17 protein-coding genes are annotated in these 23,734 nt (G+C 74.2%); 12 read left to right on the top strand and 5 right to left on the bottom strand.

Going from position 1 to position 23,734, the window contains the following annotated elements:
* The gene (locus tag BS73_RS25485; RefSeq protein ID WP_152617718.1) at positions 1–4,728 is read left to right on the top strand and encodes a DEAD/DEAH box helicase; all 4,728 of its coding nucleotides are present in this window, start codon (positions 1–3) and stop codon (positions 4,726–4,728) included.
* A gap of 28 nt (positions 4,729–4,756) precedes the next feature.
* Here BS73_RS25485 and BS73_RS25480 read toward each other — a convergent pair whose 3' ends face one another.
* A complete protein-coding gene (locus BS73_RS25480; protein ID WP_084704351.1) occupies positions 4,757–5,524 on the bottom strand; it encodes a DUF1684 domain-containing protein in 768 nt (255 codons plus the stop codon).
* 162 nt (positions 5,525–5,686) lie between these two features.
* Here BS73_RS25480 and hrpA point away from each other — a divergent pair, with 162 nt between their 5' ends.
* From hrpA to BS73_RS25450, 6 genes are all read left to right on the top strand, one after another.
* Positions 5,687–9,841, top strand: coding sequence for an ATP-dependent RNA helicase HrpA (gene hrpA / locus BS73_RS25475; RefSeq protein WP_084704350.1), 4,155 nt, complete (start codon positions 5,687–5,689; stop codon positions 9,839–9,841).
* Between the two features lie 160 nt (positions 9,842–10,001).
* Positions 10,002–11,684: an alkaline phosphatase family protein gene (locus BS73_RS25470; protein ID WP_037576299.1), complete on the top strand. Its 1,683-nt coding sequence runs from the start codon at positions 10,002–10,004 to the stop codon at positions 11,682–11,684.
* 81 nt (positions 11,685–11,765) lie between these two features.
* A complete protein-coding gene (locus BS73_RS25465) occupies positions 11,766–12,761 on the top strand; it encodes a PrsW family intramembrane metalloprotease (RefSeq protein WP_063837063.1) in 996 nt (331 codons plus the stop codon).
* 82 nt (positions 12,762–12,843) lie between these two features.
* Positions 12,844–13,617, top strand: coding sequence for an SGNH/GDSL hydrolase family protein (locus BS73_RS25460; protein ID WP_051940537.1), 774 nt, complete (start codon positions 12,844–12,846; stop codon positions 13,615–13,617).
* Positions 13,618–13,733: 116 nt separating this feature from the next.
* Positions 13,734–13,952 (top strand): heavy-metal-associated domain-containing protein, encoded by a 219-nt coding sequence (locus BS73_RS25455; RefSeq protein WP_037576295.1) that lies wholly within the window; start codon positions 13,734–13,736, stop codon positions 13,950–13,952.
* Positions 13,953–13,977: 25 nt separating this feature from the next.
* The gene (locus BS73_RS25450; RefSeq protein WP_037576292.1) at positions 13,978–16,257 is read left to right on the top strand and encodes a heavy metal translocating P-type ATPase; all 2,280 of its coding nucleotides are present in this window, start codon (positions 13,978–13,980) and stop codon (positions 16,255–16,257) included.
* Positions 16,258–16,282: 25 nt separating this feature from the next.
* Here the strand turns inward: BS73_RS25450 and BS73_RS25445 are convergent, their stop codons facing one another.
* From BS73_RS25445 to BS73_RS25435, 3 genes are read right to left on the bottom strand one after another with little or no spacing between them, the layout of a single operon-like run.
* Positions 16,283–17,167 carry a 5-oxoprolinase subunit C family protein gene (locus BS73_RS25445; protein ID WP_037576290.1) on the bottom strand — a complete coding sequence of 295 codons (885 nt, stop codon included), beginning with the start codon at positions 17,165–17,167 and terminating at the stop codon, positions 16,283–16,285.
* Positions 17,164–17,790: a 5-oxoprolinase subunit PxpB gene (gene pxpB, locus BS73_RS25440; protein WP_037581049.1), complete on the bottom strand. Its 627-nt coding sequence runs from the start codon at positions 17,788–17,790 to the stop codon at positions 17,164–17,166. The genes BS73_RS25445 and pxpB overlap by 4 nt, the downstream gene beginning before the upstream one ends.
* Positions 17,791–17,813: 23 nt before the next feature.
* Complete coding sequence (locus tag BS73_RS25435) at positions 17,814–18,566, bottom strand: LamB/YcsF family protein (protein WP_037576287.1); 753 nt, start codon at positions 18,564–18,566, stop codon at positions 17,814–17,816.
* A 116-nt stretch (positions 18,567–18,682) separates the two neighbouring features.
* On the opposite strand from BS73_RS25435, the gene BS73_RS25430 reads away from it, so the two are divergent.
* From BS73_RS25430 to BS73_RS25410, 5 genes are all read left to right on the top strand, one after another.
* Positions 18,683–19,363, top strand: coding sequence for a GntR family transcriptional regulator (locus tag BS73_RS25430; RefSeq protein ID WP_037576286.1), 681 nt, complete (start codon positions 18,683–18,685; stop codon positions 19,361–19,363).
* Positions 19,364–19,465: 102 nt separating this feature from the next.
* Complete coding sequence (locus BS73_RS25425; protein WP_037576283.1) at positions 19,466–20,200, top strand: DUF969 domain-containing protein; 735 nt, start codon at positions 19,466–19,468, stop codon at positions 20,198–20,200.
* Positions 20,197–21,165 carry a DUF979 domain-containing protein gene (locus BS73_RS25420; RefSeq protein ID WP_037576280.1) on the top strand — a complete coding sequence of 323 codons (969 nt, stop codon included), beginning with the start codon at positions 20,197–20,199 and terminating at the stop codon, positions 21,163–21,165. The genes BS73_RS25425 and BS73_RS25420 overlap by 4 nt, the downstream gene beginning before the upstream one ends.
* A gap of 35 nt (positions 21,166–21,200) precedes the next feature.
* A complete protein-coding gene (gene pcp, locus BS73_RS25415) occupies positions 21,201–21,824 on the top strand; it encodes a pyroglutamyl-peptidase I (protein WP_037576278.1) in 624 nt (207 codons plus the stop codon).
* On the top strand, positions 21,821–22,744 hold the full coding sequence (locus BS73_RS25410; protein WP_037576276.1) for a DUF2891 domain-containing protein: 924 nt from the start codon (positions 21,821–21,823) through the stop codon (positions 22,742–22,744). Before pcp ends, BS73_RS25410 begins: the two co-directional genes overlap by 4 nt.
* 58 nt (positions 22,745–22,802) lie before the next feature.
* Here the strand turns inward: BS73_RS25410 and BS73_RS25405 are convergent, their stop codons facing one another.
* Positions 22,803–23,540, bottom strand: coding sequence for an SDR family NAD(P)-dependent oxidoreductase (locus BS73_RS25405; RefSeq protein WP_200886730.1), 738 nt, complete (start codon positions 23,538–23,540; stop codon positions 22,803–22,805).
* Positions 23,541–23,734: the final 194 nt, after the last annotated feature.

Here is a 23,734-nt window from a genome sequence, read left to right as displayed (position 1 = left end):
ATGGCCGAGAACCCCGAGAGCCCCGACGGGCAGCAGGCGCGGGACGCGCGGGACTCCCCCCTGCGCGGCTTCCGCGAGCCCACCCGCGCCTGGTTCGAGGCCGCCTTCCCGGCCCCCACCCACGCCCAGGCCGGCGCCTGGAGCGCCCTCCGGCGCGGCCGGGACACCCTGGTCGTCGCCCCGACCGGCTCGGGGAAGACCCTCGCCGCCTTCCTCTCCGCCCTGGACGAGCTGGCCGCCACCCCGCCCCCGGCGGACGCCAAGCGCCGCTGCCGGGTGCTCTACGTCTCACCGCTGAAGGCCCTGGCGGTGGACGTCGAGCGCAACCTCCGCTCGCCGCTGGCCGGCATCCGCCAGGCCGCCGTCCGGCTCGGCCTGCCCGAGCCGGAGGTCGAGGTGGCGATCCGCTCCGGGGACACCCCGGCCGCCGAGCGCCGCCGCTTCGCCACCCACCCGCCGGACATCCTGATCACCACCCCCGAGTCGCTCTTCCTGCTGCTCACCTCAGCCGCCCGGGAGGCGCTGCGCGGGGTGGAGACGGTGATCCTGGACGAGGTCCACGCGGTGGCCGGCACCAAGCGCGGCGCCCATCTGGCGCTCACCCTGGAGCGGTTGGACCAGCTGCTCCCGTCCCCCGCCCGCCGGATCGGCCTCTCGGCCACCGTCCGCCCAGTGGACGAGGTGGCCCGCTTCCTCGCGCCGCAGCGCGAGGTGGAGGTGGTGCAGCCGGCCTCGGAGAAGGAGTTCGACCTCTCGGTCGTCGTCCCGGTCGAGGACCTCGGCGAGCTGACCGGCGGCCGGCCCACCGAGGACAACCCGGACCAGGGCAAGCCGTCCATCTGGCCGCATGTCGAGGAGCGGATCACCGACCTGGTCGAGGGCCACGGCTCGACCATCGTCTTCGCCAACTCCCGCCGCCTCGCCGAGCGGCTCTGCAACCGGCTCAACGAGATCGAGTACGAGCGCCGCACCGGCGAGGCCCTGCCGGAGGACCGGTCCCCGGCCGAGCTGATGGCGCAGGCCGGGGCCAACCGCGCGGCCCCGCCCCTGCTCGCCCGCGCCCACCACGGCTCGGTCTCCAAGGAGCAACGGGCCGAGGTCGAGGAGCAGCTCAAGGAGGGCCGGCTGCCCGCCGTGGTGGCCACCTCCAGCCTGGAGCTGGGCATCGACATGGGGGCGGTGGACCTGGTGGTGCAGGTCGAGTCGCCGCCCTCGGTGGCCTCCGGCCTGCAGCGGGTCGGCCGGGCGGGGCACCAGGTCGGCGCGGTCTCCCGGGGGGTGGTCTTCCCCAAGTACCGGGGCGACCTGGTGCAGGCGGCGGTGGTCACCGAGCGGATGCGCTCCGGCGAGATCGAGGCGCTGCGCATCCCGCGCAATCCGCTGGACGTGCTGGCCCAGCAGATCGTGGCGATCACCTCGATGGACGACTGGGACACCGACGAGCTGCTGGCGCTGGTCCGCCGGGCGGCCCCGTTCGGCTCCCTGCCGCAGTCGGCGTACGACGCGGTGCTGGACATGCTGGCCGGGCGGTATCCGTCGGACGCCTTCGCCGAGCTGCGCCCGCGGATCGTCTGGGACCGGGTGGCGCACACCGTCTCGGCGCGCCCCGGCGCCCAGCGGCTGGCCGTCACCTCCGGCGGGACCATCCCGGACCGCGGCCTCTTCGGCGTCTTCCTGGCCGGCTCGACTGCCTCCGATTCGAAGGCGGGCAAGAAGGGCGGCGGCCGGGTCGGCGAGCTGGACGAGGAGATGGTCTACGAGTCGCGGGTCGGCGACGTCTTCACCCTCGGCACCTCGTCCTGGCGGATCGAGGACATCACCCATGACAAGGTGATCGTCACCCCCGCCCCCGGCACCCCCGGCAAGCTGCCCTTCTGGCACGGCGACGCCCTCGGCCGGCCGCTCGAACTGGGCCGCGCGGTGGGCGGCTTCCTCCGCGAGCTCGGCTCGCTGACGCCGGAGCGGGCCCGGGAGCGGCTCTCCGCGGCCGGCCTGGACCGCTGGGCGGCGGACAATCTGATCGCCTACCTGGACGAGCAGCGCCAGGCCTGCGGCCACGTCCCGGACGACCGGACGATCGTGGTCGAGCGCTTCCGGGACGAGCTGGGCGACTGGCGGATCGTCGTCCACTCCCCGTTCGGCGCCCAGGTGCACGCGCCCTGGGCGCTGGCCCTCGGGGCCCGGCTGACCGAGCGGCACGGCTTGGACGCCCAGGTGATGCACGCCGACGACGGCATCGTCCTGCGCCTGCCGGACGCCGACCTGATGGACTTCCCCGGGGACTTCCCGCCGCCGGGGTCCGGCGCGGAGGAGGAGCCGGCGGCCGTCCCCGGCGCGGCCCCCGACCTCGCCGTCGACCAGGCCCCGATCGGCGCCGACGCGGTGGTCTACGACCCGACCGAGGTGGAGCAGATCGTCACCGAGCAGGTCGGCGGCTCCGCCCTGTTCGCCTCCCGCTTCCGCGAGTGCGCGGCCCGCGCGCTGCTGCTGCCCCGGCGCCGCCCGGGCCAGCGCACCCCGCTCTGGCAGCAGCGCCAGCGGGCCTCCCAACTCCTCCAGGTGGCAAGCGAGTTCGGCTCCTTCCCGATCATCCTGGAGACCGTCAGGGAGTGCCTCCAGGACGTCTTCGACGTGCCCGGCCTGGTCGAGCTGATGCGGGACGTGGAGTCGAGGCGGGTGCGGATCGTCGAGGTCACCACCCCCGAGCCGTCCCCGTTCGCCCGCTCCCTCCTCTTCGGCTACGTCGCCCAGTTCCTCTACGAGGGCGACTCGCCGCTGGCCGAGCGGCGGGCGGCGGCGCTGGCCCTGGACTCCCGGCTGCTCTCCGAGCTCCTCGGCCAGGCCGAGCTGCGCGAACTCCTCGACCCTGACGTCCTCGCCGAGCTGGAGGCCGAGCTCCAGCGGCTCACCCCGGACCGCCGGATCAAGGACGCCGAGGGCGTGGCCGACGCGCTCCGCCTCCTCGGCCCGCTGGACGACGCCGAACTGGCGGCCCGCGGGGCCGAGCCGTCCTGGGCGGAGGAGCTGGAGCGGGCCCGCCGGGTGATCCGGGTCCGGGTCGCCGGGGAGTGGCGCTGGGCGGCGATCGAGGACGCCGGCCGGCTGCGGGACGCCCTCGGCACCCCGCTGCCGGTGGGCGTCCCGGAGGCCTTCACCGAGCCGGTCCCGGACCCCCTCGGCGACCTCCTCTCCCGCTACGCCCGCACCCACGGCCCGTTCGCCGCGGCGGAGGCCGCCGCCCGCTTCGGCCTCGGCCCGGCCGTGGCCACCGCGGCGCTGCACCGCCTGGCCGCCGGCGGGCGGGTGGTCAGCGGCGAGTTCCGGCCCGGCGGCTCCGGCAGCGAGTGGTGCGACGCCGACGTGCTGCGCCGGCTGCGGCGGCGCTCGCTGGCCGCGCTCCGCCAGGAGGCCGAGCCGGTGCCGCCGCGCGCGCTGGCGGCCTTCCTCCCCCAGTGGCAGCACGTCGGCGGCGGCCACCGGCTACGCGGGATCGACGGGCTGATGCGGGCGGTCGAGCAGCTGCAGGGCGCGGCCGTGCCGGCCTCGGCGCTGGAGCGGCTGGTGCTGCCGGCCCGGGTGCGGGACTACACCGGTTCGATGCTGGACGAGCTCACCGCGAGCGGCGAGGTGCTGTGGGCGGGCGCCGGCGCGCTGCCCGGCAAGGACGGCTGGGTGGCGCTCTACCCGGCGGACTCGGCGCCGCTACTGCTCGGCGAGCCGCTGCCGGTGGAGCCCACGCCGGTGCACCGGGCGGTGCTGGAGGCGCTCGCCCCGGGGTACGGGCTGTTCTTCCGGCAGCTCGCGGACGCGGTCGGGCTGTCCATGACCTCGCAGGGGCTGGAACCGCCGTCGGCGTCCCAGCTGGCCACCGCCGTCTGGGACCTGACCTGGGCCGGGCAGGTCAGCAACGACACCCTCGCGCCGATGCGCGCCCTCCTCGGCTCGGGGCGCACGGCGGGCGCCACGGCGCACCGCGCCCGGCGGGCGACCCCGCGCGGGCGGTACGGGGTGGGCAGCGCGGGCCGCCGGGCGGCGGCCGCCGCGACCGATCCGAAGATGGCCGGGCGGTGGTCGCTGCTGCCCGCGCGCTCGCAGGAGGAGACCTACCGGGCGCACGCGCGGGCGCAGACCCTGCTGGACCGGCACGGGGTGGTCACCCGCGGCGCCGTCCAGTCCGAGCGGACGCCGGGCGGCTTCGCCGCCGCGTACCGCGTCCTCGGCGCGTTCGAGGAGACCGGGCGGGCTCGGCGGGGCTACTTCGTCGAGGGGCTGGGCGCCGCCCAGTTCACCACGGACGGGGGCGCCGACCGGCTGCGCGCGGTGAACGCGACGGCGGCGGAGACCGGCGCGGTGGTGCTGGCCGCCGCCGACCCGGCGAACGCCTACGGTGCCGCGCTGCCGTGGCCGGATCCGCCGGCGGGGGCGGGCGACCGGCGGGGCGGGCACAAGCCGGGGCGTAAGGCGGGGGCGCTGGTCGTCCTGGTCGGCGGCGAACTGGTCCTCTACGTCGAGCGGGGCGGCAAGACGCTGCTGGCCTGGAACGAGGAGCTGGAGGTCCTGGAGCCGGCGGTGACGGCGCTGGCCGCCGCGGTGGGCGGCGGCGCGGTGGAGTCCCTGACGGTGGAGCGCACCAACGGGGACCCGGCGCTCACCTCTCCCCTGGGCCGCCTCCTGGAGGCGGCGGGCTTCACCCCGACGCCACGGGGCCTGCGGCTGCGTCGCGGGTAGGCCACGGGCCGCGCGGCCCCCCGGGCGGTCAGTGGGTGAAGCCCGCGCGGAACAGCGGCCGCTTCTCGCCCGCCTCGATACGGAAGGGGAATCGGTTCTGCGGGGGCGGCATCGGGCAGTTGAACTCGGAGGAGAAGCCGCACGGCGGCACGAACGCCCGGTTGAAGTCGAGCAGCGCCCGCCCCTCTCCGATCGGGGTCACGAAGAGGAACCGGCCGGCCCCGTAGCTGTCCTGCCCATTGGTGAGATCGCCGAAGACCAGCAGCAGCGTGCCCTCGTCGTCGAAGGCGTGCAGCGTGTACTCGCGCGCCTCCCCGTCCACGTCGTCCAGCGTGAAGGTGAGGTCGCCCGGCACGGCGAGGTCGCGGCTGCCGCCGTTGTCCCGGATGTGCTCGAAGGGGACCAGCCGGCCGCCCGGCACCGGCGTGTACTCCGCCTCCAGCACCCATTCCGGGTTGTACGGGAAGACGTCGATCCCCTCGAAGGCGCGGATCGCCGGGGAGGCGGAGTCCCAGAAGCGCAGCCCGTGCTCGGCCCCGCCGGTGGCGAGGTCGGTGCGGCGGACGGCGGTCACGGCGACGGTCCGCGGCAGCCCGGCGGAGGCGGAGACCGGTTCGACCTCCTCGCCGTCCGTCAGCCAGCGGGTCTCGATCAGCGCCAGGTTGCCCTCCGGCGAGGTCACCGCCGCGAGCCGCTCGGCCCGCCACTCCTCCCAGCCGGCCCTGGAGGCCGCGACGATCCGCTCGTCCGCGCGCAGTCGGGGCCGGGGCTTCTGGTACTCCTGCTGCTGCTCCATGGTTCGAACTATGCCACGCGTTCAGCGCTTGGTCCGAATAGTTCCCATTAGTCCGTTTCGCTGTCCCCCGCCGGACCCGGCCGGCCCGCCTGGGCGTTCCCCCGACGCACCGGATATCGGCTCGACAGCGGTCCCCCGCCCTTGCGTACGCTTGGAGGCGCAATGGCTGACAACTCCTCGGCCGCGGACGCGGCACACTCGCACCCGCGCACATCCGGCCCCACCGGTGCCACCGGCTCCCCTGGCTCCCCCGGCTCCCCCGGCGACTCCGCCCGCCCCCGGCGCCGCCGCGGCAACCGCCGGTCCGCCGCATCCGCCTCCGCTTCCGCATCCGCCAGGACCTCGACCGCCGCGCCCGCCCCCGCCCCCACCGGCGAGCTGAAGGCGCTGCTCGACCGGCTGCCCGGGCTGTCGCTCCGCGACGAGAGCCGGCTCGGCCGCCGCCTGGAGAGCCTGCGCCGGGTGCGCGAGGAGGAGAAGCGGGCCCGTCTGCTCCAGGAGATCGGCGCCGAGCTGGACGCCGCCGAGGCGCGGCTGACCGCCCGTCAGGAGAGCCTGCCGAGGCCGGTCTATCCGGAGGCGCTGCCGGTCAGCGCCCGCCGCGAGGAGATCATCGCGGCCATCCGGGAGAACCAGGTGGTGATCGTCGCCGGCGAGACCGGCTCCGGCAAGACCACCCAGCTGCCCAAGATGTGCCTGGAGCTGGGCCGCGGCGTCCGCGGTCTGATCGGCCACACCCAGCCCCGCCGGATCGCCGCCCGCACGGTGGCCGAGCGGGTCGCCGAGGAGCTCGGCACCGAGGTCGGCGAGACCGTCGGCTGGAAGGTCCGCTTCACCGACCAGGTCGGCGACCGCACCGCGATCAAGGTGATGACGGACGGCATCCTGCTGGCCGAGATCCAGACCGACCGCAGCCTGCGGCAGTACGACACGATCATCATCGACGAGGCCCACGAGCGCAGCCTCAACATCGACTTCATCCTGGGCTACCTCAAGGAGCTGCTCCCCCGCCGCCCCGACCTCAAGGTGATCATCACCTCGGCGACCATCGACCCGGAGCGCTTCTCCCAGCACTTCGACGACGCGCCGATCATCGAGGTCTCCGGGCGGACGTACCCCGTCGAGGTCCGCTACCGCCCCCTGGTGGACGAGGCCGAGGACACCGGCGAGCCGGGCGGCGCGGGCGTCACCGTGGACCGCGACCGCGACCAGGTGCAGGGCATCCTGGACGCCGTCGACGAGCTGTCCGCCGAGGGCCCCGGCGACATCCTGGTCTTCCTCTCCGGCGAGCGGGAGATCCGGGACACCGCGGACGCCCTGGAACGCCTGAAGCTGAAGTCCACCGAGATCCTCCCGCTGTACGCCCGGCTCTCCTCGGCCGAGCAGCACCGGGTGTTCCAGCGCCACACCGGCCGCCGGATCGTGCTGGCCACCAACGTGGCCGAGACCTCCCTCACCGTCCCCGGCATCAAGTACGTGATCGACCCGGGCACGGCCCGGATCTCCCGCTACTCCCACCGCACCAAGGTGCAGCGGCTGCCGATCGAGCCGGTCAGCCAGGCCAGCGCCAACCAGCGCAAGGGCCGCTGCGGCCGCACCTCGGACGGCATCTGCATCCGGCTGTACTCGGAGGAGGACTTTCTCTCCCGCCCCGAGTTCACCGACGCCGAGATCCTCCGGACCAACCTGGCCTCGGTGATCCTCCAGATGACCTCCGCCGACCTCGGCGAGATCAGCAGCTTCCCGTTCATCGACCCGCCGGACCGCCGGCAGATCAAGGACGGCGTCGACCTCCTCCAGGAGCTGGGCGCCTTCGACCCCTCGGTCAGCGACCACCGCAAACGGCTCACCCCCCTGGGCCGCAAGCTGGCCCAGCTGCCGGTGGACCCGCGGCTGGCCCGGATGGTGCTGGAGGCCGACCGCAACGGCGTGGTCCGCGAGGTGATGGTGATCGCCGCCGCGCTCTCCATCCAGGACCCGCGGGAACGCCCGGCGGAGAAGCGGCAGGCCGCCGACGAGAAGCACCGCCGCTTCGCCGACGAGACCTCGGACTTCCTCACCTACCTCAACCTCTGGCGCTATCTCCGCAAGCAGCAGCGGGAGTTGAGCTCCAGCCAGTTCCGCCGCACCTGCAAGGCCGAGTTCCTGAACTACCTGCGGATCCGCGAGTGGCAGGACATCGACGCCCAGCTGCGCCAGACCGCCAAGCAGCTCGGCGTCACCGTCAACCCCCCGCACGAGGAGGTGGACGGGGACGCGGTCCACCGCTCCCTCCTCGCCGGGCTGCTCTCCCACATCGGTCTCAAGGACCCGGAGAAGAACGAGTACTTCGGCGCCCGCCAGGCCAAGTTCGCGATCTTCCCGGGCTCGGGCCTCTTCAAGAAGCAGCCGCGCTGGCTGATCGCCGCCGAGCTGGTGGAGACCTCCCGGCTGTGGGCGCGGATCGCCGCCAAGGTCGAGCCGGACTGGATCGAGGAGCTGGCCCAGCACCTGGTGAAGCGCTCGTACAGCGAGCCGCACTGGGAGAAGAACCGCGGCCAGGTGATGGCGTACGAGAAGGTGACGCTGTACGGGGTGCCGCTGGTCGCCCAGCGCAAGGTCGGCTACGGCCGGATCGACCCGGAGCTCTCCCGCGAGCTGTTCATCCGGCACGCCCTGGTCGAGGGCGACTGGGAGACCCACCACCGCTTCTTCGCCGACAACCGCCGGCTCCTGGACGACGTCGAGGAGTTGGAGAACCGGGCCCGCCGCCGGGACATCCTGGTCGACGACGAGACCCTCTTCGACTTCTACGCCCAGCGGATCGGCAAGGACGTCGTCTCCGGTGCGCACTTCGACGCCTGGTGGAAGAAGGCCCGCAGGACCCGGCCGGAGCTGCTGACCTTCACCCCCGAGCTGCTGGTCAACGACAACGCCGACGCGGTGACCGAGCGCGACTACCCCTCCGTCTGGCGCCAGGGCGAGCTGGAGCTGGACCTCTCCTACCAGTTCGAGCCGGGCACCGAGCAGGACGGCGTCACCGTCCACATCCCGCTGACCGTCCTCAACCAGGTGCGGCCGATCGGCTTCGACTGGCAGATCCCGGGTCTGCGGCAGGAGCTGGTGACGGCGCTGCTGCGGTCGCTGCCCAAGGCGCTGCGCCGCAACTTCGTCCCGGCGCCGGACTACGCGCGCCGGCTGATGGACCGTCTGAACGCGTACCAGCCGGCCCCTGACGAGCCTCCGGCCTCGATCACCGAGGTGCTGGAGTGGGAGCTGCAGAAGCTCTCCGGGATCACCGTCCCCCACGAGTCCTGGGACTGGGAGCGGGTACCGGACCACCTGCGGATCACCTTCCGGGTGGTGGACGGGAAGACCGGCGGCAAGCTGGCCAAGGACGCCGAAGACAAAGACCTGGACCAGCTCAAACTGCGCCTGCGCTCCCGCTCCCAGCAGGCGATCGCCAAGGCGGCGGGCGGCCTGGAGAAGTCCGGCCTGACCGAGTGGACGATCGGCGAGCTACCGCACACCTTCGAGCAGAAGGGCGTCAAGGGCTACCCGGCGCTGGTCGACGCGGGCGAGTCGGTGGCGGTCCGGCTGCTGCCGACCCCGGTGGAGCAGGTGCGGGCGATGCGCACCGGCACCCGGCGGCTGCTGCTGCTCTCCGTCAGCTCCCCGATCAACTCGATCGCCGCCCGGCTGGGCAACTCGGCGAAGCTCGCGCTGGCCGACAACCCCCACGGCTCGACGGACGCCCTCTTCGCCGACTGCCTGGACGCCGCCGTGGACCAGCTGGTCGCCGACGGCGGCGGCCCGGCCTGGGACGAGGAGTCCTTCGGGAAGCTGCGCGACCAGGTCCGCGCCGAGCTGTACGACGCCACCGCGCAGGTCGTGGTGCGGACCGCGAACATCCTGGTGGTGGCCCACCGGGTGCAGCAGCGGCTGAAGGCGATCAAGAAGTCGCTGGTCCTGCTGCCGGCCCTGACCGACCTCAACGAGCAGTACGGGGACCTGATCCACCCCGGCTTCGTCACGGAGGCGGGCGCCCGGCGGTTGCCGGACGTCCTCCGCTACCTCAAGGCGATGGAGCGCCGGCTGGTGAAGCTGGCCGAGAACCCGGCGCGGGACCGGGACCGGCTGGCGACCGTGCAGCGGACCCGGGACGCCTACGCGGAGCTGCTGGCGGCGCTGCCGCCGGACCGCCGGGAGGACGAGTCGGTGGTCCAGCTCCGCTGGATGATCGAGGAGTTGCGGGTCAGCCTGTGGGCGCAGCCGCTGGGCACCCCCTACCCGGTGTCGGAGCAGAGGATCCTGCGGGCGATCGACGCGGCCGGCTAGGGGCCCGGCGCAGGCCCGGGCGCGGGCGGTCTTACCACCTTCACAACCCCCGCATCCCCTCGCGCCCGTGGCTGTTAACCGACCGTCCGCCGGTCGTACATCACCGCGCACTACTCATGTCACGGCGCCTCCGCCACCCCCCGACTTCTCAGGAGCCACCGTGACCACCAGACGCACCGTCAGGCTGACCGCAGCGATCGCCGCCGCAGGCGCGATCGCCGGAGCGGCCGCGCTGCAGTCCTCCTCCGCCTCGGCCTCGCAGACGGCCGGCTCGGCGGCCGCCGCCCCGGCTCCCAGCAAGCACGTCCTCCTCCTCTCCGTGGACGGCCTCCACCAGTCCGACCTGGCCTGGTACATCGCCCGGCACCCGGCCTCGGCGCTGGCCCGCCTGGCACACGGCGGCACCGAGTACACCCGGGCCCGCACCACCATCCCGTCGGACTCCTTCCCCGGCACCGTGGCCCAGCTCACCGGTGGCACCCCCGGCACCACCGGCGTCTACTACGACGACACCTACAGCAGCGCGCTGCTCCCGGCCGGGACCACCGACTGCGCCAAGGCCAAGCCGGGCGCCGAGGTCGACCTCACCGAGGACCTGGACAAGAACAAGAACGCGCTGGACGCCGGCCAGGGCCTGGCAGGGCTGCCCGGCAGCATCTACCGGATGTCCGGCGACCCGGTGAGCAACATCGACCCGAGCAAGCTCCCGGTCGACCCCAGGACCTGCAAGCCGCTGCTGCCCGGCGGCTACCTGCGGGTGAACACGGTCTTCAACGTGGTGCGGAAGGCCGGCCTCCACACCGCCTGGTCGGACAAGCACATCGCGTACCAGATCCTCGACGGCCCCTCCGGCTCCGGCATCGACGACATGTTCTCGCCGGAGATCAACTCGCAGGCCGCCGGCTACCCCTCGGGCACCGACTGGACCCAGGACAACGCCGCCACCGAGACCTACGACGGCTACAAGGTGCAGGCGGTCCTCAACGAGATAGCCGGCCACGACCACTCCGGCACGAAGAACACCGGCACCCCCGCCGTCTTCGGGATGAACTTCCAGTCGGTCTCCACCGCCGAGAAGCTGCCGGTCTCGGACGGCCTCAAGGGCGGTTACACCGCGCCCGGCGTCCCCGGACCGCTGCTGGCCAAGAACCTGGAGTACATCGACACCCAGGTCGGCCGGATGCTCTCGGAGATCCAGAAGGCCGGCCTGGCGAGGACGACCACGGTGATCCTCTCCGCCAAGCACGGCCAGTCCCCGACCGACCCGGCCGCGCTCACCCGGATCGACGACGGCCCGCTGCTGGACGGCCTCGACGCCGCCTGGAAGAAGGCCCACCCGTCCGCGGCCCAGCCGCTGGTCGCCCACTCCGCGGACGACGACGGGATGCTGCTCTGGCTCAACGACCGCTCCCAGGCCGCCGCCGACTTCGCCAGGTCGTACCTGCTGGCCCAGTCCGGCCAGGGCAACGACGTCAACGGCAAGCCGAAGGCCTTCACCCGGGGCGGGCTGCAGACGGTGTACGCGGGCGCCGCCGCCGCGAAGTACTTCGGGACCTCGGTGAACGACGACCGGGTGCCGCAGGTCTTCGGCATCGGCCAGTACGGCGTCGTCTACACCGGCGGCACCTCGAAGATCGCCGAGCACGGCGGCGCCCACGCCGACGACCTCGCCGTGCCGCTGGTGGTCTCCGGCGCCGGGGCGGCCGCCGGCCGGCAGGTGGACGCCACCGTCCACACCACCTCCATCGCGCCGACCATCCTGAAGCTCCTCGGCCTCGACCCCCGGTCGCTGGACGCGGTCCGCAAGGAGGGCACCCCGGCCCTGCCGGGCCTCGGCCGCTGACGCGGACTCACCTCCGCTCGCTTTTCCGGACAGAAGATGACTCACCGGGCAAACCGGAACCATCCGGCCTAGCCTGACGTCATGTCAGCTCCGCCGCCCGCCGCCGCCCACCGGGACGCCGTCCCGGCCGCGCCACCGACCTTCCACTGGCTGACCTGGCTGGCCAGCGGGGCGGCGCTGTGGGCGGCGGCGGTCGCGGTCCTCTTCGCGACCGGGAACACCTACCTCATCCCGACCGTGGTCCTCCTCGGCAGCTTCACCGTCCCGGCGGCCTTCGTGGTCCGCGCCCACGAGCGCTACGGACGGGACATCGGCACCCAGACGATCGTCACCTGCTTCGCCGTCGGCGGGGTGATCGGCGTCCTCGGCGCCTCGGTGCTGGAGCACTACCTGCTGCACCCCAGCGTCTGGATGTACTGCGGGGTGGCGCTGATCGAGGAGGCGGTGAAGGCCGCCGTACTGGTGCTGATCACGCGCCGGCTGCCGCTGACCGGGCGCCGGACCGGGCTGGTACTCGGCGCCGCCGTCGGCTTCGGCTTCGCCGCCTTCGAGACCGCCGGCTACGCGCTGGACGCGGCGATCTCGGTGCGCGGCCTCGACCTGCGCGGCCTGGTGGAGACCGAGGCGCTGCGCGGGGTGCTCGCCCCGGTCGGGCACGGGCTGTGGACGGGCCTCCTCGGCGCGGTCCTCTTCGAGTACCGGCTCGGCACCCGGTTCACCGTCAACCGGCCGATCGTGCTGACCTTCCTGGGGGTGAGCGCCCTCCACGCGTTCTGGGACAGCACCACCGGGATCGCGGTCTGGCTGACCGCGCTGATCACCACCGGCACCGCGCTCAGCGGCGACCAGCTGCAGGGCTACGGGTACCTGGACCAGGCACACGCCACCCCCGTCCAGACCCAGGTCTTCAACCTCCTCAGCGGCGTGGGCCTGGTGCTCGCGGCGGTGCTCGGCCTGCTGTGGCTGCGGCGCGCGTACCCGGCCGCGCTCGCCGTCCCGGCCGGCCTCCGCGCGGAGCTGCGCCACAGGCTGACCCCGGGGAGAAGGGGCGGGCCGACCCCGCCCGAGGACTTCTGAACCGGGGTGGGTGGTGGATCTCACCGCCTCCGGCACCCGCTTACGATGGCGTAGGTAACTTCAGCAGGTGAAAGATTCAGGCATGTCCGAGATCACTTCCTTCGCCGCGCTCGGCGACAGCTTCACAGAGGGCCTCAACGACCCCTCCGCAGCCGGTGACGGCTTCGTCGGCTGGGCCGACCGGCTGGCCGTGGCCCTCGCCGAGAACTCCCCCGACCCGGCCGGCTTCCGGTACGCCAACCTGGCGGTGCGCGGCCGGCTGCTGGACGGGGTCATCGCCGAGCAGCTGCCGCGGGTGCGGAAGCTGAAGCCCGACCTGATCTCCTTCACGGCCGGCGGGAACGACATCCTGCGGCCCGGCAGCGATCCGGACGCACTGGCCGAGCGGTTCGAGGCGGCGGTGACCCAGCTGCTCGAGATCACCCCGCGGGTGCTGGTCTGCACAGGGTTCGACACCCGGAACGCGCTGGTGCTCAGCCTCATCAGGGGCAAGGTCGCGACCTACAACAGCCATCTGCGGGCGATCTGCGACCGGCACGGGCTGACCACGGTCGACCTGTGGTCGCTGAAGCCGCTGCACGACCAGCGGGCCTGGAGCCACGACCGCCTCCATCTGGCTCCCGCCGGACATGAGCGGGTGGCCCGGCTGGCGGCACTGCGGCTCGGCCTCGACGGGGTCGGGGACCCCTTCGAGCCCTTCACCGACCCCCTGCCGTGGATCTCCCCGTCGGCCCGCCGCCGCGAGAACCTCCGCTGGGCCCGCGAACACCTGGTCCCCTGGATAGGGCGCCGCCTCCGGGGCGAATCCTCCGGCGACACCGTCACCGCGAAGCGCCCGGACCTCCTCCCGCTGTAGCGCCCGGGCGCTAGCGTCGAGTTCTCGGCGAGTGGCGGCCCGGCCAGGAATACCCCTAGGGGGTATGGTGGTTCCTTGTCGAGAGAGAGACGGATCCCAGACACGGAGGTACCGACATGACCGCCGAACCGACCACCTTCAAGGTCACCGGCATGACCTGCGGCCACTGCGAGAACGCCGTCAGCCAGGAGCTCTCCGAGCTTCCCGGTGTCTCCGCCGTCACCGCCGACGCCGAGACCGGCATCGTCACCGTCACCGCCGAGGCCCCCCTCGACGACGAGGCCGTCCGCGCCGCCGTCGACGAGGCCGGCTACGAGCTGGTCGGCCGCGTCTGACGACCCGGAAGGACGGGACCACCCCATGGGCACCCTCACCGAGCATCGCGTCGAACTCGCCATCGGCGGCATGACCTGCGCCTCCTGCGCCGCCCGGGTCGAGAGGAAGCTCAACCGGATGGAGGGCGTGACGGCCACGGTCAACTTCGCCACGGAGAAGGCCGCCGTCGACTACGCCCCCGGGGTGGCCGTCGAGGACCTGATCGCCACCGTCGAACGCACCGGCTACACCGCCGAGCTCCCGGCGCCGCCCCCGCCCCCGGAGGCGGCCCCGGAGCCCGGCGGCCGATCCGCTGACCGGCCCGGCGAGGCCGGCGCCGGCGCCCTCGGCGAAGGCGATCTCCTGCGCCGACGGCTGCTGATCACCGCCGCCCTCGCGGTCCCGGTGATCGTCCTCTCCATGGTCCCCGCGCTGCAGTTCCGCGACTGGCAGTGGCTCTGCTTCGCCCTGGCCTCGCCCGCGGTGGCGTACGGCGGCTGGCCCTTCCACCGCGCCGCCTGGACCAACCTCCGGCACGGCGCGGCGACCATGGACACCCTGGTCTCGGTCGGCACGCTGGCCGCGTACGGCTGGTCGGTCTGGGCGCTGTTCCTCGGTGACGCCGGGATGCCGGGGATGCGGCACGGCTTCGACCTCACCCTCGGCGACCGGAACCCGTCCTCCACCCTCTACCTGGAGGCCGCCGCCGGGGTCACCGCCTTCATCCTCCTCGGCCGCTGGCTGGAGGCACGCTCCAAGCGGCGCGCCGGGGCGGCCCTGCGGGCGCTGCTGGAACTAGGCGCCAAGGACGCCGTGCTGCTCCGCGACGGCCGCGAGGTGCCCGTGCCGGCCTCCCGACTCGCCGTCGGGGACCGGTTCGTGGTGCGTCCCGGGGAGAAGATCGCCACCGACGGGAGGGTGGTCGAGGGCGGCTCGGCGGTGGACGCCTCGATGCTCACCGGCGAGTCCGTCCCCGTCGAGGTCGGCGTCGGCGACCAGGTCGCCGGGGCGACGGTCAACGCCGGCGGGCTCCTCGTCGTCGAGGCCACCCGGGTCGGCGCGGACACCCAGCTGTCCCGGATGGCCCGGCTGGTCGAGGAGGCGCAGAACGGCAAGGCCGCGGCGCAGCGGCTGGCCGACCGGATCTCCGCGGTCTTCGTGCCGGCGGTGATCGCCGTCTCCCTGGCCACCCTGGCCGGGTGGCTCCTCGTCGGCGGGGGCGCCGCGGACGCCTTCACCGCGGCCGTCGCGGTACTGATCATCGCCTGCCCGTGCGCCCTCGGGCTGGCCACCCCGACCGCGCTGATGGTCGGCACCGGCCGGGGCGCTCAGCTGGGCATCCTGATCCGGGGCCCGGAGGTGCTGGAGACCACCCGCTCCGTCGACACCGTGGTGCTGGACAAGACCGGCACCGTCACCACCGGCACGATGGCCCTCCGCTCCGTCACCACGGCCGCCGACGACCTGTCCGAGGAGGAGGTGCTGCGCCTGGCGGGCGCCCTGGAGGACGCCTCCGAGCACCCGATCGCCCGCGCCGTCGCCGCGGCCGCCCGGCAGCGGCTGGGCGGCCTCCCACCGGTGGCGGGGTTCCGCAACCGGCCCGGGCTCGGCGTCGAGGGCACCGTGGACGGCCGCGCCGTGGCCGCCGGCCGGGAGGCCCTCCTCCGCCCGTCCGGCGAGCCGCTGCCCGAGCGGCTGGCCCAGGCGGTCGCCTCGGCCGCCGCGGCCGGGCGCACCGCGATCGCGGTGGGCTGGGACGGCGAGCCGCGCGCGGTGCTGACCGTCGCCGACGCGGTGAAGCCGACCAGCCGTCAGGCCGTCGCCGAGCTGCGCGGCCTGGGCCTGCGGCCGGTGCTGCTGACCGGCGACTCCAGGCCCGTGGCGGAGGCGATCGCGAGCGAGGTCGGCATCCCGGCGGAGGACGTCGTCGCCGAGGTCCTGCCGGAGGAGAAGGTCGCCGAGGTGCGGCGGCTCCAGGCGGCCGGGCGCTCGGTCGCGATGGTCGGGGACGGCGTCAACGACGCCGCCGCGCTGGCCCAGGCGGACCTGGGGATGGCCATGGGCACCGGGACGGACGCGGCGATCGAGGCCGCGGACGTCACGCTGGTCCGCGGCGACCTGCGGGTCGCGGCGGACGCGGTACGGCTGTCCCGCCGGACGCTGGCCACCATTCACGGCAACCTCTTCTGGGCCTTCGGCTACAACGTGGCAGCGATCCCGCTGGCCGCCTTCGGGCTCCTCAACCCGATGATCGCGGGTGCGGCGATGGCCTTCTCCTCGGTCTTCGTGGTCACCAACTCCCTGCGCCTGCGGCGCTTCAGCTGAGCCGGCGGGGCCGCCCGGCCCCGCCTCAGCCCGCCGCCGTGAACCGCACCGGCGTCCCCGGCACCGCCTGCGCCGCGCCCGCCAGCGCCCCCGGGTCGTCGACGACGCCCACCACCGGGTACCCGCCGGTGGTCGGATGGTCGGCCAGGAACAGCACCGGCCGCCCGCTGGGGGGCACCTGCACGGCGCCCAGCACCATCCCCTCGGACGGCAGCTCCCCCGCCCGGGACCGCCGCAGCGCCGGCCCCTCCACCCGCAGCCCGATCCGGTTGGACTCGGAGGAGACCAGGTACCGGTGGCGTACCAGGCCCGCCAGCGCCTCCGCGGTGAACCAGTCCGCCCGCGGCCCCAGCCGCAGCGGCAGCACCAGCTCGCGCGGCGGCCGCGCGCCCGGCGCCGGCGGGAGGTCCCCGGCGACCGCCGGCAGGCCCTCCGGCTCACCCAGCTCCAGCTTCTGACCCTCCGTCAGCCGCTCCGGCCCGAGCCCCGACAGCAGGTCGGTCGAGCTGCTGCCGAGCACCCGCCGCACGGCCAGCCCGCCGGCCACCGCCAGGTACGAGCGCAGCCCCTCCTCGGCCCGGCCCACGTCCAGCACCCCGCCGTCCGGGACGCGCACCGCCGCGCCCCAGGGGGCCGGCCGCCCGTCCACCCGTACCGCGCACGGCGCTCCGGTCACCGCCGCCAGCACCGGGCCGCCCTCCGCGCGCAGCGCGCAGCCGTCCAGCGTGGTCTCCAGTCCGGCCGCCGACTCCGGGTTGCCCACCAGCCGGTTGGCCAGCCGGTGCGCCGGCTGGTCCAGGGCGCCCGAGCGCGGCACGCCGAGGTGCGCCAGCCCGGGCCGGCCGAGGTCCTGGACGGTGGTCAGCGCTCCCGCCCGTACGACGGCGAGCACCGGCCGCCCGCCGCTCACCACCGTTCCCCCGCCGGCACGAACCGCACCCGGGTGCCAGGGGACAGCAGCGCCGCCGGCTCCCGCTCCGGGTCCCACAGCTCGGCGTCGCTGGTGCCGATGAGCTGCCAACCGCCGGGAGAGGACCGCGGATAGACGCCGGTGTACGGGCCGGCCAGGCCGACCGAGCCGACCGGCACCACGGTCCGCGGGTTGTCCCGGCGCGGCACCTCGTACCGCGCCGGCAGCCCGGTCAGATAGCCGAAGCCCGGCGCGAAGCCGCAGAACGCCACCCGGTACTCCGCCGCGGAGTGGATCCGCCCGACCTCCTCCGGCCGGACGCCCCACAGCCGGGCGACGTCCGCCACGTCCGGCCCGTCGTAGCGCACCGGGATCTCCACCGCGGGGCCGTCCCCTGCCGCCGCGGAACGGATCCGCCAGCTCGTCAACTCGGCTGCCAGCGCCTCGGGTTCGGGCACCCCGTCGAGGAGGACGGTGCGCGCCCCGGGCACGATCTCGGCGGCCGGTACGGCGGCCGGGGTCTCCGCCCGCCGGCGCAGCAGCTCGGCGTGGAAGGCCTCCGCCGCCGGGCCGTCCGGGAACTCCAGCAGCAGCGCCCGCCGGCCCACCGGCAGCGCCCGCATCCGCGCGGCCCGCGTCGGCGCGGTCATGCGAAGGGCTTGATCGGGACGCCGGCCGCGGTCAGCCCGTCCCGGACCCGGCGGGCGATCTCGGACGCGCCCGGGGTGTCCCCGTGGAGGCAGAGCGAGCGGGCGCGCAGCGCCAGCCGGGTGCCGTCGGCGGCGGTGATCTCCTGGTCCCGGGCGATGCCGACGGAACGATCGACGATGGCGTCCGGATCGTGCAGCACGGCCCCCGGCTCGCGGCGGGAGGCCAGCGTCCCCTGCGGGGTGTACGCCCGGTCGGCGAAGGCCTCCGGCACGGCGTCGAGTCCGGCCTCCGCCGCGGCGGCGAGGAGCGCGGAGCCGGGCAGGCCGAGCACCGGCATCGGCTCGCCGGCCAGGCGCACCCCCGCCACCACCGCTGCGGCCTGCTCCTCGTCGTGGACGACCCGGTTGTAGAGGGCCCCGTGCGGTTTGACGTAGCTGACCGCGGAGCCGGCCGCACGGGCGAACAGCTCCAGGGCGCCGATCTGGTAGGCGATCTCGGCGGTGAGCTCGGCGGGCGGCACGTCCATCGCGCGGCGGCCGAATCCGGCCAGGTCGCGGTAGGAGACCTGGGCGCCGATCCGCACCCCGCGCTCGGCGGCGAGCTCGCAGACCCGGCGCATGGTGGCCGGGTCGCCGGCGTGGAAGCCGCAGGCGATGTTGGCGCTGGTGACGATGGAGAGCAGGGCCTCGTCGTCGGTGAGCGTCCAGCGGCCGAAGCCCTCGCCGAGATCCGCGTTCAAGTCGATCACGCCCGCAAGACTAGGAATTGTTCAACGATCCCGCAAGGACGTTGCGCGGAGAACGGCGCTCGGCTTGACTGATCATCGAGGGCCGGGGACCGGTGGGTAGGACGAGGGAGGGCTCGATGTCCGCATCGGGGGAGAGCGCGGGCAGCGCGCGGCGGGCCGCCGAGGCGCTGCGGGAGCGGATCACCGAAGGGCTGCTGGAGCCCGGCTGCCGCCTGGTGGAGACGGAGCTGGCGACGGAGCTGGGGGTCTCCCGCAACACCCTGCGCGAGGCGTTCCGGCTGCTCACCCAGGACGGCCTGCTGAGCCACCAGCCGAACAAGGGCGTCCGGGTGCGCCGGCTGACCGTGGAGGATCTGGCCGACCTCTACCGGGTGCGGCGGCTGATCGAGTGCGGTGCCCTCCGCGAACTCGCCGAACTTCCCGCCGGGGAGCGGAGCTTCGACCTCGCCGCGGCCCGCGAGGCGGTGGCCGCCGGCGAGGAGGCGGCCCGCAGGGCCGACTGGAAGGCCTGCGGCACCGCGGACATCCGCTTCCACCAGGCGCTGGCCGGACTGGCCGGCAGCCCCCATGTGGACCGGCTGATGGTGGGGGTGCTGGCCGAGCTGCGGCTGGCCTTCCACGCGATGGGGGATCCGCGCCGCTTCCACGAGCCTTATCTGGGCCGGAACCGGCAGCTGCTGGAGACCCTGGCCTCGGGGGACGCCGGGAAGGCCGCCCAGGAGCTGGCCTTCTACCTGGAGGACTCGCGGCGCCAGCTGGTCGAGGCCTACGCCCGGGTCGCCGCCGCGCCCATGTAAAAGCCAGGAAAACGAAGAGTCCCACCCCTTGTGTGATTGTTCAACAATCATTTAGCGTCCTCCGCAGTCCGTACGCAACAACTGAGACCGGAGGGACGCCCAATGATCGTTCTGCTCGGCGTGCTCGTGGTAGTCCTCGGGTTCGCGACCAAACGCAACCCCCTGTTGGTGGTGGGAGTGGCCGGCATCGTCACCGGTCTCCTCGGCAAGCTCTCGGTCTCGCAGATCCTCGCCACCTTCGGCAACGGGTTCGCGTCCAGCCGGTCCGTGACGATCTTCGCCATCACCCTGCCGGTGATCGGCCTGCTGGAGCGGAACGGGCTGCAGGCCCAGGCCCGCAAGGTGATCGCCCGGTTGTCCCGGCTCACCACCGGCCGCTACCTCGCGCTCTACCTCCTGCTGCGCCAACTCACCGCCGCCGTGGGCCTCTCCACCATCGCCGGACCCGCGCAGACCGTGCGGCCGATGGTCGGTCCGATGGCCGAGGCCGCCGCCGAGCGCCGGGGCAAGGTGGCCGAACTCCCCGACCGGGTCCGCGAGAAGGTGCTCTCCTTCAGCGCCAGCGCCGACACCGTGGGGCTCTTCTTCGGTGAGGACTGCTTCCTCGCCGTCGGCTCGATCCTGCTCATCACCAGCCTGGTCGACGCCTCCTACCACGTGAACCTGGAGCCGGTGCAGCTCGCTCTGTGGGCGATACCGATCGCCGCCTGCGCCCTCGTCATCCACGGTGCCCGGCTGCTCTGGTTCGACCGCCGCCTGGACCGCGAACTCGCCGCGGCCGCCGCCGAGGCCCAGCCGGCCGCCGTCACCACCACCTCCGAGGAGACCGCCCGATGATCCGCGCCGAATGGTTCTACTGGCTGGTGGGACTCATCTTCGTGGTGATGGCCGGCCAGATGGCCGTCGACCGCAGCAACCCCAAGCGCTGGGGCAGCGCCGCCTTCTGGGGCCTGCTGGGGCTCGGCTTCGGCTACAGCTCCTTCGTGGTCAGCGGGCACGCGCCGGCCCAGCCGCTGGGCGTCGCGGTGCTGGTGATGGTCTGCCTGGCCGGCTTCGGCTTCACCGGCCGCGGGCAGCAGCGCACCACCAGTGAGGAGGAGCGGCAGCGCGCCTCGGACCGGCTGGGCGGGAAGCTGTTCCTTCCCGCGCTGACCATCCCGGTGGTGGCCATGGTCTGCGCGGTGCTGGTCAAGAAGGTCTCGATCGGCGGCCAGCCGGTGCTGGAGAAGGGCTCGGAGACCATCCTCGGGCTCGGCATCGGCGCGATCATCGCGCTGGTCGTCGGCCTGATCGTGGTCAAGGAGCGGAATCCGGGGGTCGCGCTCCACGCGGGGCGGGGGATGCTGGAGTCCATGGGCTGGGCCCTCTTCCTGCCCCAGCTCCTCTCCATCCTGGGCGCGGTGTTCACCGCCGCCGGGGTCGGCGACCAGGTCGGCAAGCTGGTCGGGCACGTCCTCCCACACAACGACACCTTCCTCGCGGTGGTCGTCTACTGCGTCGGAATGGCCCTGTTCACCGTCATCATGGGCAACGCCTTCGCCGCCTTCCCGGTGATGACCGCGGCGGTCGGCTGGCCGATCCTGATCCAGCAGATGCACGGCAACGCGCCCTGCGTCCTCGCCGTCGGGATGCTCGCCGGCTTCTGCGGAACGCTGTGCACCCCGATGGCCGCCAACTTCAACATCGTCCCGGCCGCGCTGCTGGAGCTGAAGGACCGCTACGGCCCGATCAAGGCCCAACTCCCCACCGCCGGCGGGCTGCTGGTCTGCTGCGTCGGGACCATCTCGCTCTTCGCCTTCTGATCCCCGCCCGACCCCCGTACGAGAGGAAACCCGCCTTGATCCTCCTCACCGGATTCGCGCCCTTCGGCGGCGAGACCGTCAACCCCTCCTGGGAGGCCGTCCGGCTCCTCGGCGAGACGGAGGGCTTCGCGGCCGTCCAGCTCCGCTGCGAGTTCGGCGCGGCCCTGGACGACCTGCGGGCCGCGGTGGACGCCCACGACCCCGACCTCGTCCTCGCCGTCGGCCAGGCCGGCGGCCGCAACCAGGTCACCGTCGAGCGGGTGGCGGTCAACGTCGACGACGCCCGGATCCCGGACAACGCCGGCCGGCAGCCGATCGACGAGCCGGTCGTGGCGGGCGGCCCGGCGGCCTACTTCTCCACCCTCCCGGTCAAGGCCTGCGTGGCGGCCGCGCGCCGGGCGGGCGTCCCGGCCGCGGTGTCCAACACCGCCGGCACCTTCGTCTGCAACCACGTCGCCTACGGTCTGGCGCACCTGATCGCCACCGAGCGGCCGGAGATGCGCGGCGGCTTCGTCCACCTGCCGTATGCGCCGGAACAGGTGCTGGACCGGGAGGCTCCCTCGCTGGCCGTCCCCGAGGCGGCGAAGGCCCTCCGCGCGATCGCCGAGGCGGCCCGCGCCGGCGCGGAGATCCGGGCCGCGGAAGGCGCCCTGCATTGATCCGCGAGTTCACGCGACTGGCCCTCGCCAACATCGACCGGGCGTATCCGTACGCCCCCGGCCATCTGCTGACGGGGCCGCAGGACCTGGTGCCGCCGCGGGAGCGCCACCCAGTCTTCGCCGGCTCCTACGACTGGCACTCCTCGGTCCACATGCACTGGCTCCTGGTCCGGGTGCTGCGGACGGACCGCGCGGACCTCGACCCCGGGACGGCCTCGGCGGCCGAATCCCTCCTGGACCGGCAGCTGACCCCGGCCGGCATCGCCCAGGAGGCCCGCTTCCTCCTCGGCCACCCGTCCTTCGAACGCCCCTACGGCTGGGCCTGGCTCCTCGCCCTCGCGGCGGAGTGCGCGGGCACCCGCTGGGCGGGGGCCCTCGCGCCGGGCGCGGACGCGGTCGCCGAGCTGCTGCTCGACTGGCTGCCGAAGGCCGCGTACCCGGTCCGGCACGGGGTGCACGCGAACAGCGCCTTCGCGCTCGGCCTGGTCCTGGACTCGGCGGAGGCCGCGGGCCACCCCGAACTGCTCCGGCCGGTCCGGCGACGGCTGCTGGACTGGTTCCGCGAGGACCACGACGCGCCCGTCCACTGGGAGCCCTCCGGCCAGGACTTCCTCTCCCCCGCGCTGACCGAGGCGGACGCGATGCGCCGGGTCCTCCCGGCGGGCGAGTTCGCGGAGTGGCTGCGCGGCTTCCTGCCGTCCTTCGGCCCGCTCCTCACACCGCCGCGGATCACCGACCCTTCCGACCCCCAGATCGGCCACCTCATCGGCCTGTGCCTCACCCGCGCCACCAGCCTCCGCGCCTACGCCCCGGAGGCGGCCGACGCCCATCTGGCCGCGGCGCGGAGCCACCTCTCCTCCACGGACTTCACCACCGCCCACTGGCTGGCGACGTTCGCCTTGCGGGCGGGCCTGCGGTAGCACGCGGAAGGCCGCGCCTCCGGCGCGGTCGAGGGGCCCGCGGTCGAGGGGCGCGGGGTCAACGGCCCAGCAGCTCGCCGCCGTTGCAGTGGAGGATCTCGCCGGTGACGTAGCCCGCCTCCGGCGAGGCCAGGAAGCGGATCGCCGCGGCGACGTCCTCCGGCGCGCCGACCCGCCCCACCAGCGTCCGGCTCGCCCGCCGGTTGGACTCCGCGTCGTTCCAGCGGCCGCCGAAGAACTCCGTGCCGGCGATCGTGCCGGGCGCCACCACGTTCGCGGTGACCCCCGACGGCCCCAACTGGGCCGCCAGGGTGTGGTTCCACGCGTGCAGCGCCGCCTTGGCCGCCCCGTAGGACCCGGCCCCGCGCAGCGCCGCCACCGAGGACACGGTGATCACCCGGCCGGTGCCGCTCGGCAGCCGGTCCCGGACCGCCTCGGTCAGCAGCACGGCGGTCAGCACGTTCCGCTCGAAGTCCCCCCGCCATCGCGCGAGCACCGCACGGGTGCCCACCCCGGAGGCCGTCTCCCGGCTGCCCGCGTTGTTGACCAGGACGTCGATCCGCTCCGGCAGTCGCGCCACCAGCCGGTCCACCGCCTCCGGGTCGGCGAGGTCGCAGACCATCGGCCGCACGGCGGGCCCGAGCGACTCCGCGGCGGCCTCCAGGATCTCGCGGCGCCGGCCCACGATCACCACCCGGTCGCCGGCCTCGGCGAAGCCACGGGCCGCGGCCAGGCCGATCCCGGTCCCGCCGCCGGTGACGACGACGTTCCTGGGCTGGGGCTGCTGCCCGGCCATACGCATCCTCCCGGTTCCGCTGTGGTGCGTGGATTCCTACCACAGCAGGGGAGTTGGCCCCCCGACCGGCCCCCGGGAGAGCTATCTCACACCGCCCCCGCGTAACTCCTCGCGCGCCGGGGCGTCATAACAGAAGAGCCCCCGGGGTTCCGGCGGACCCCAGGGACGGGCGCGCGGCGCGAAGTGGGTATGAG

The organism is Phaeacidiphilus oryzae TH49, from assembly GCF_000744815.1.
GTDB lineage: Bacteria > Actinomycetota > Actinomycetes > Streptomycetales > Streptomycetaceae > Phaeacidiphilus > Phaeacidiphilus oryzae.
This window is presented reverse-complemented; position numbering and strand designations above follow the sequence as displayed.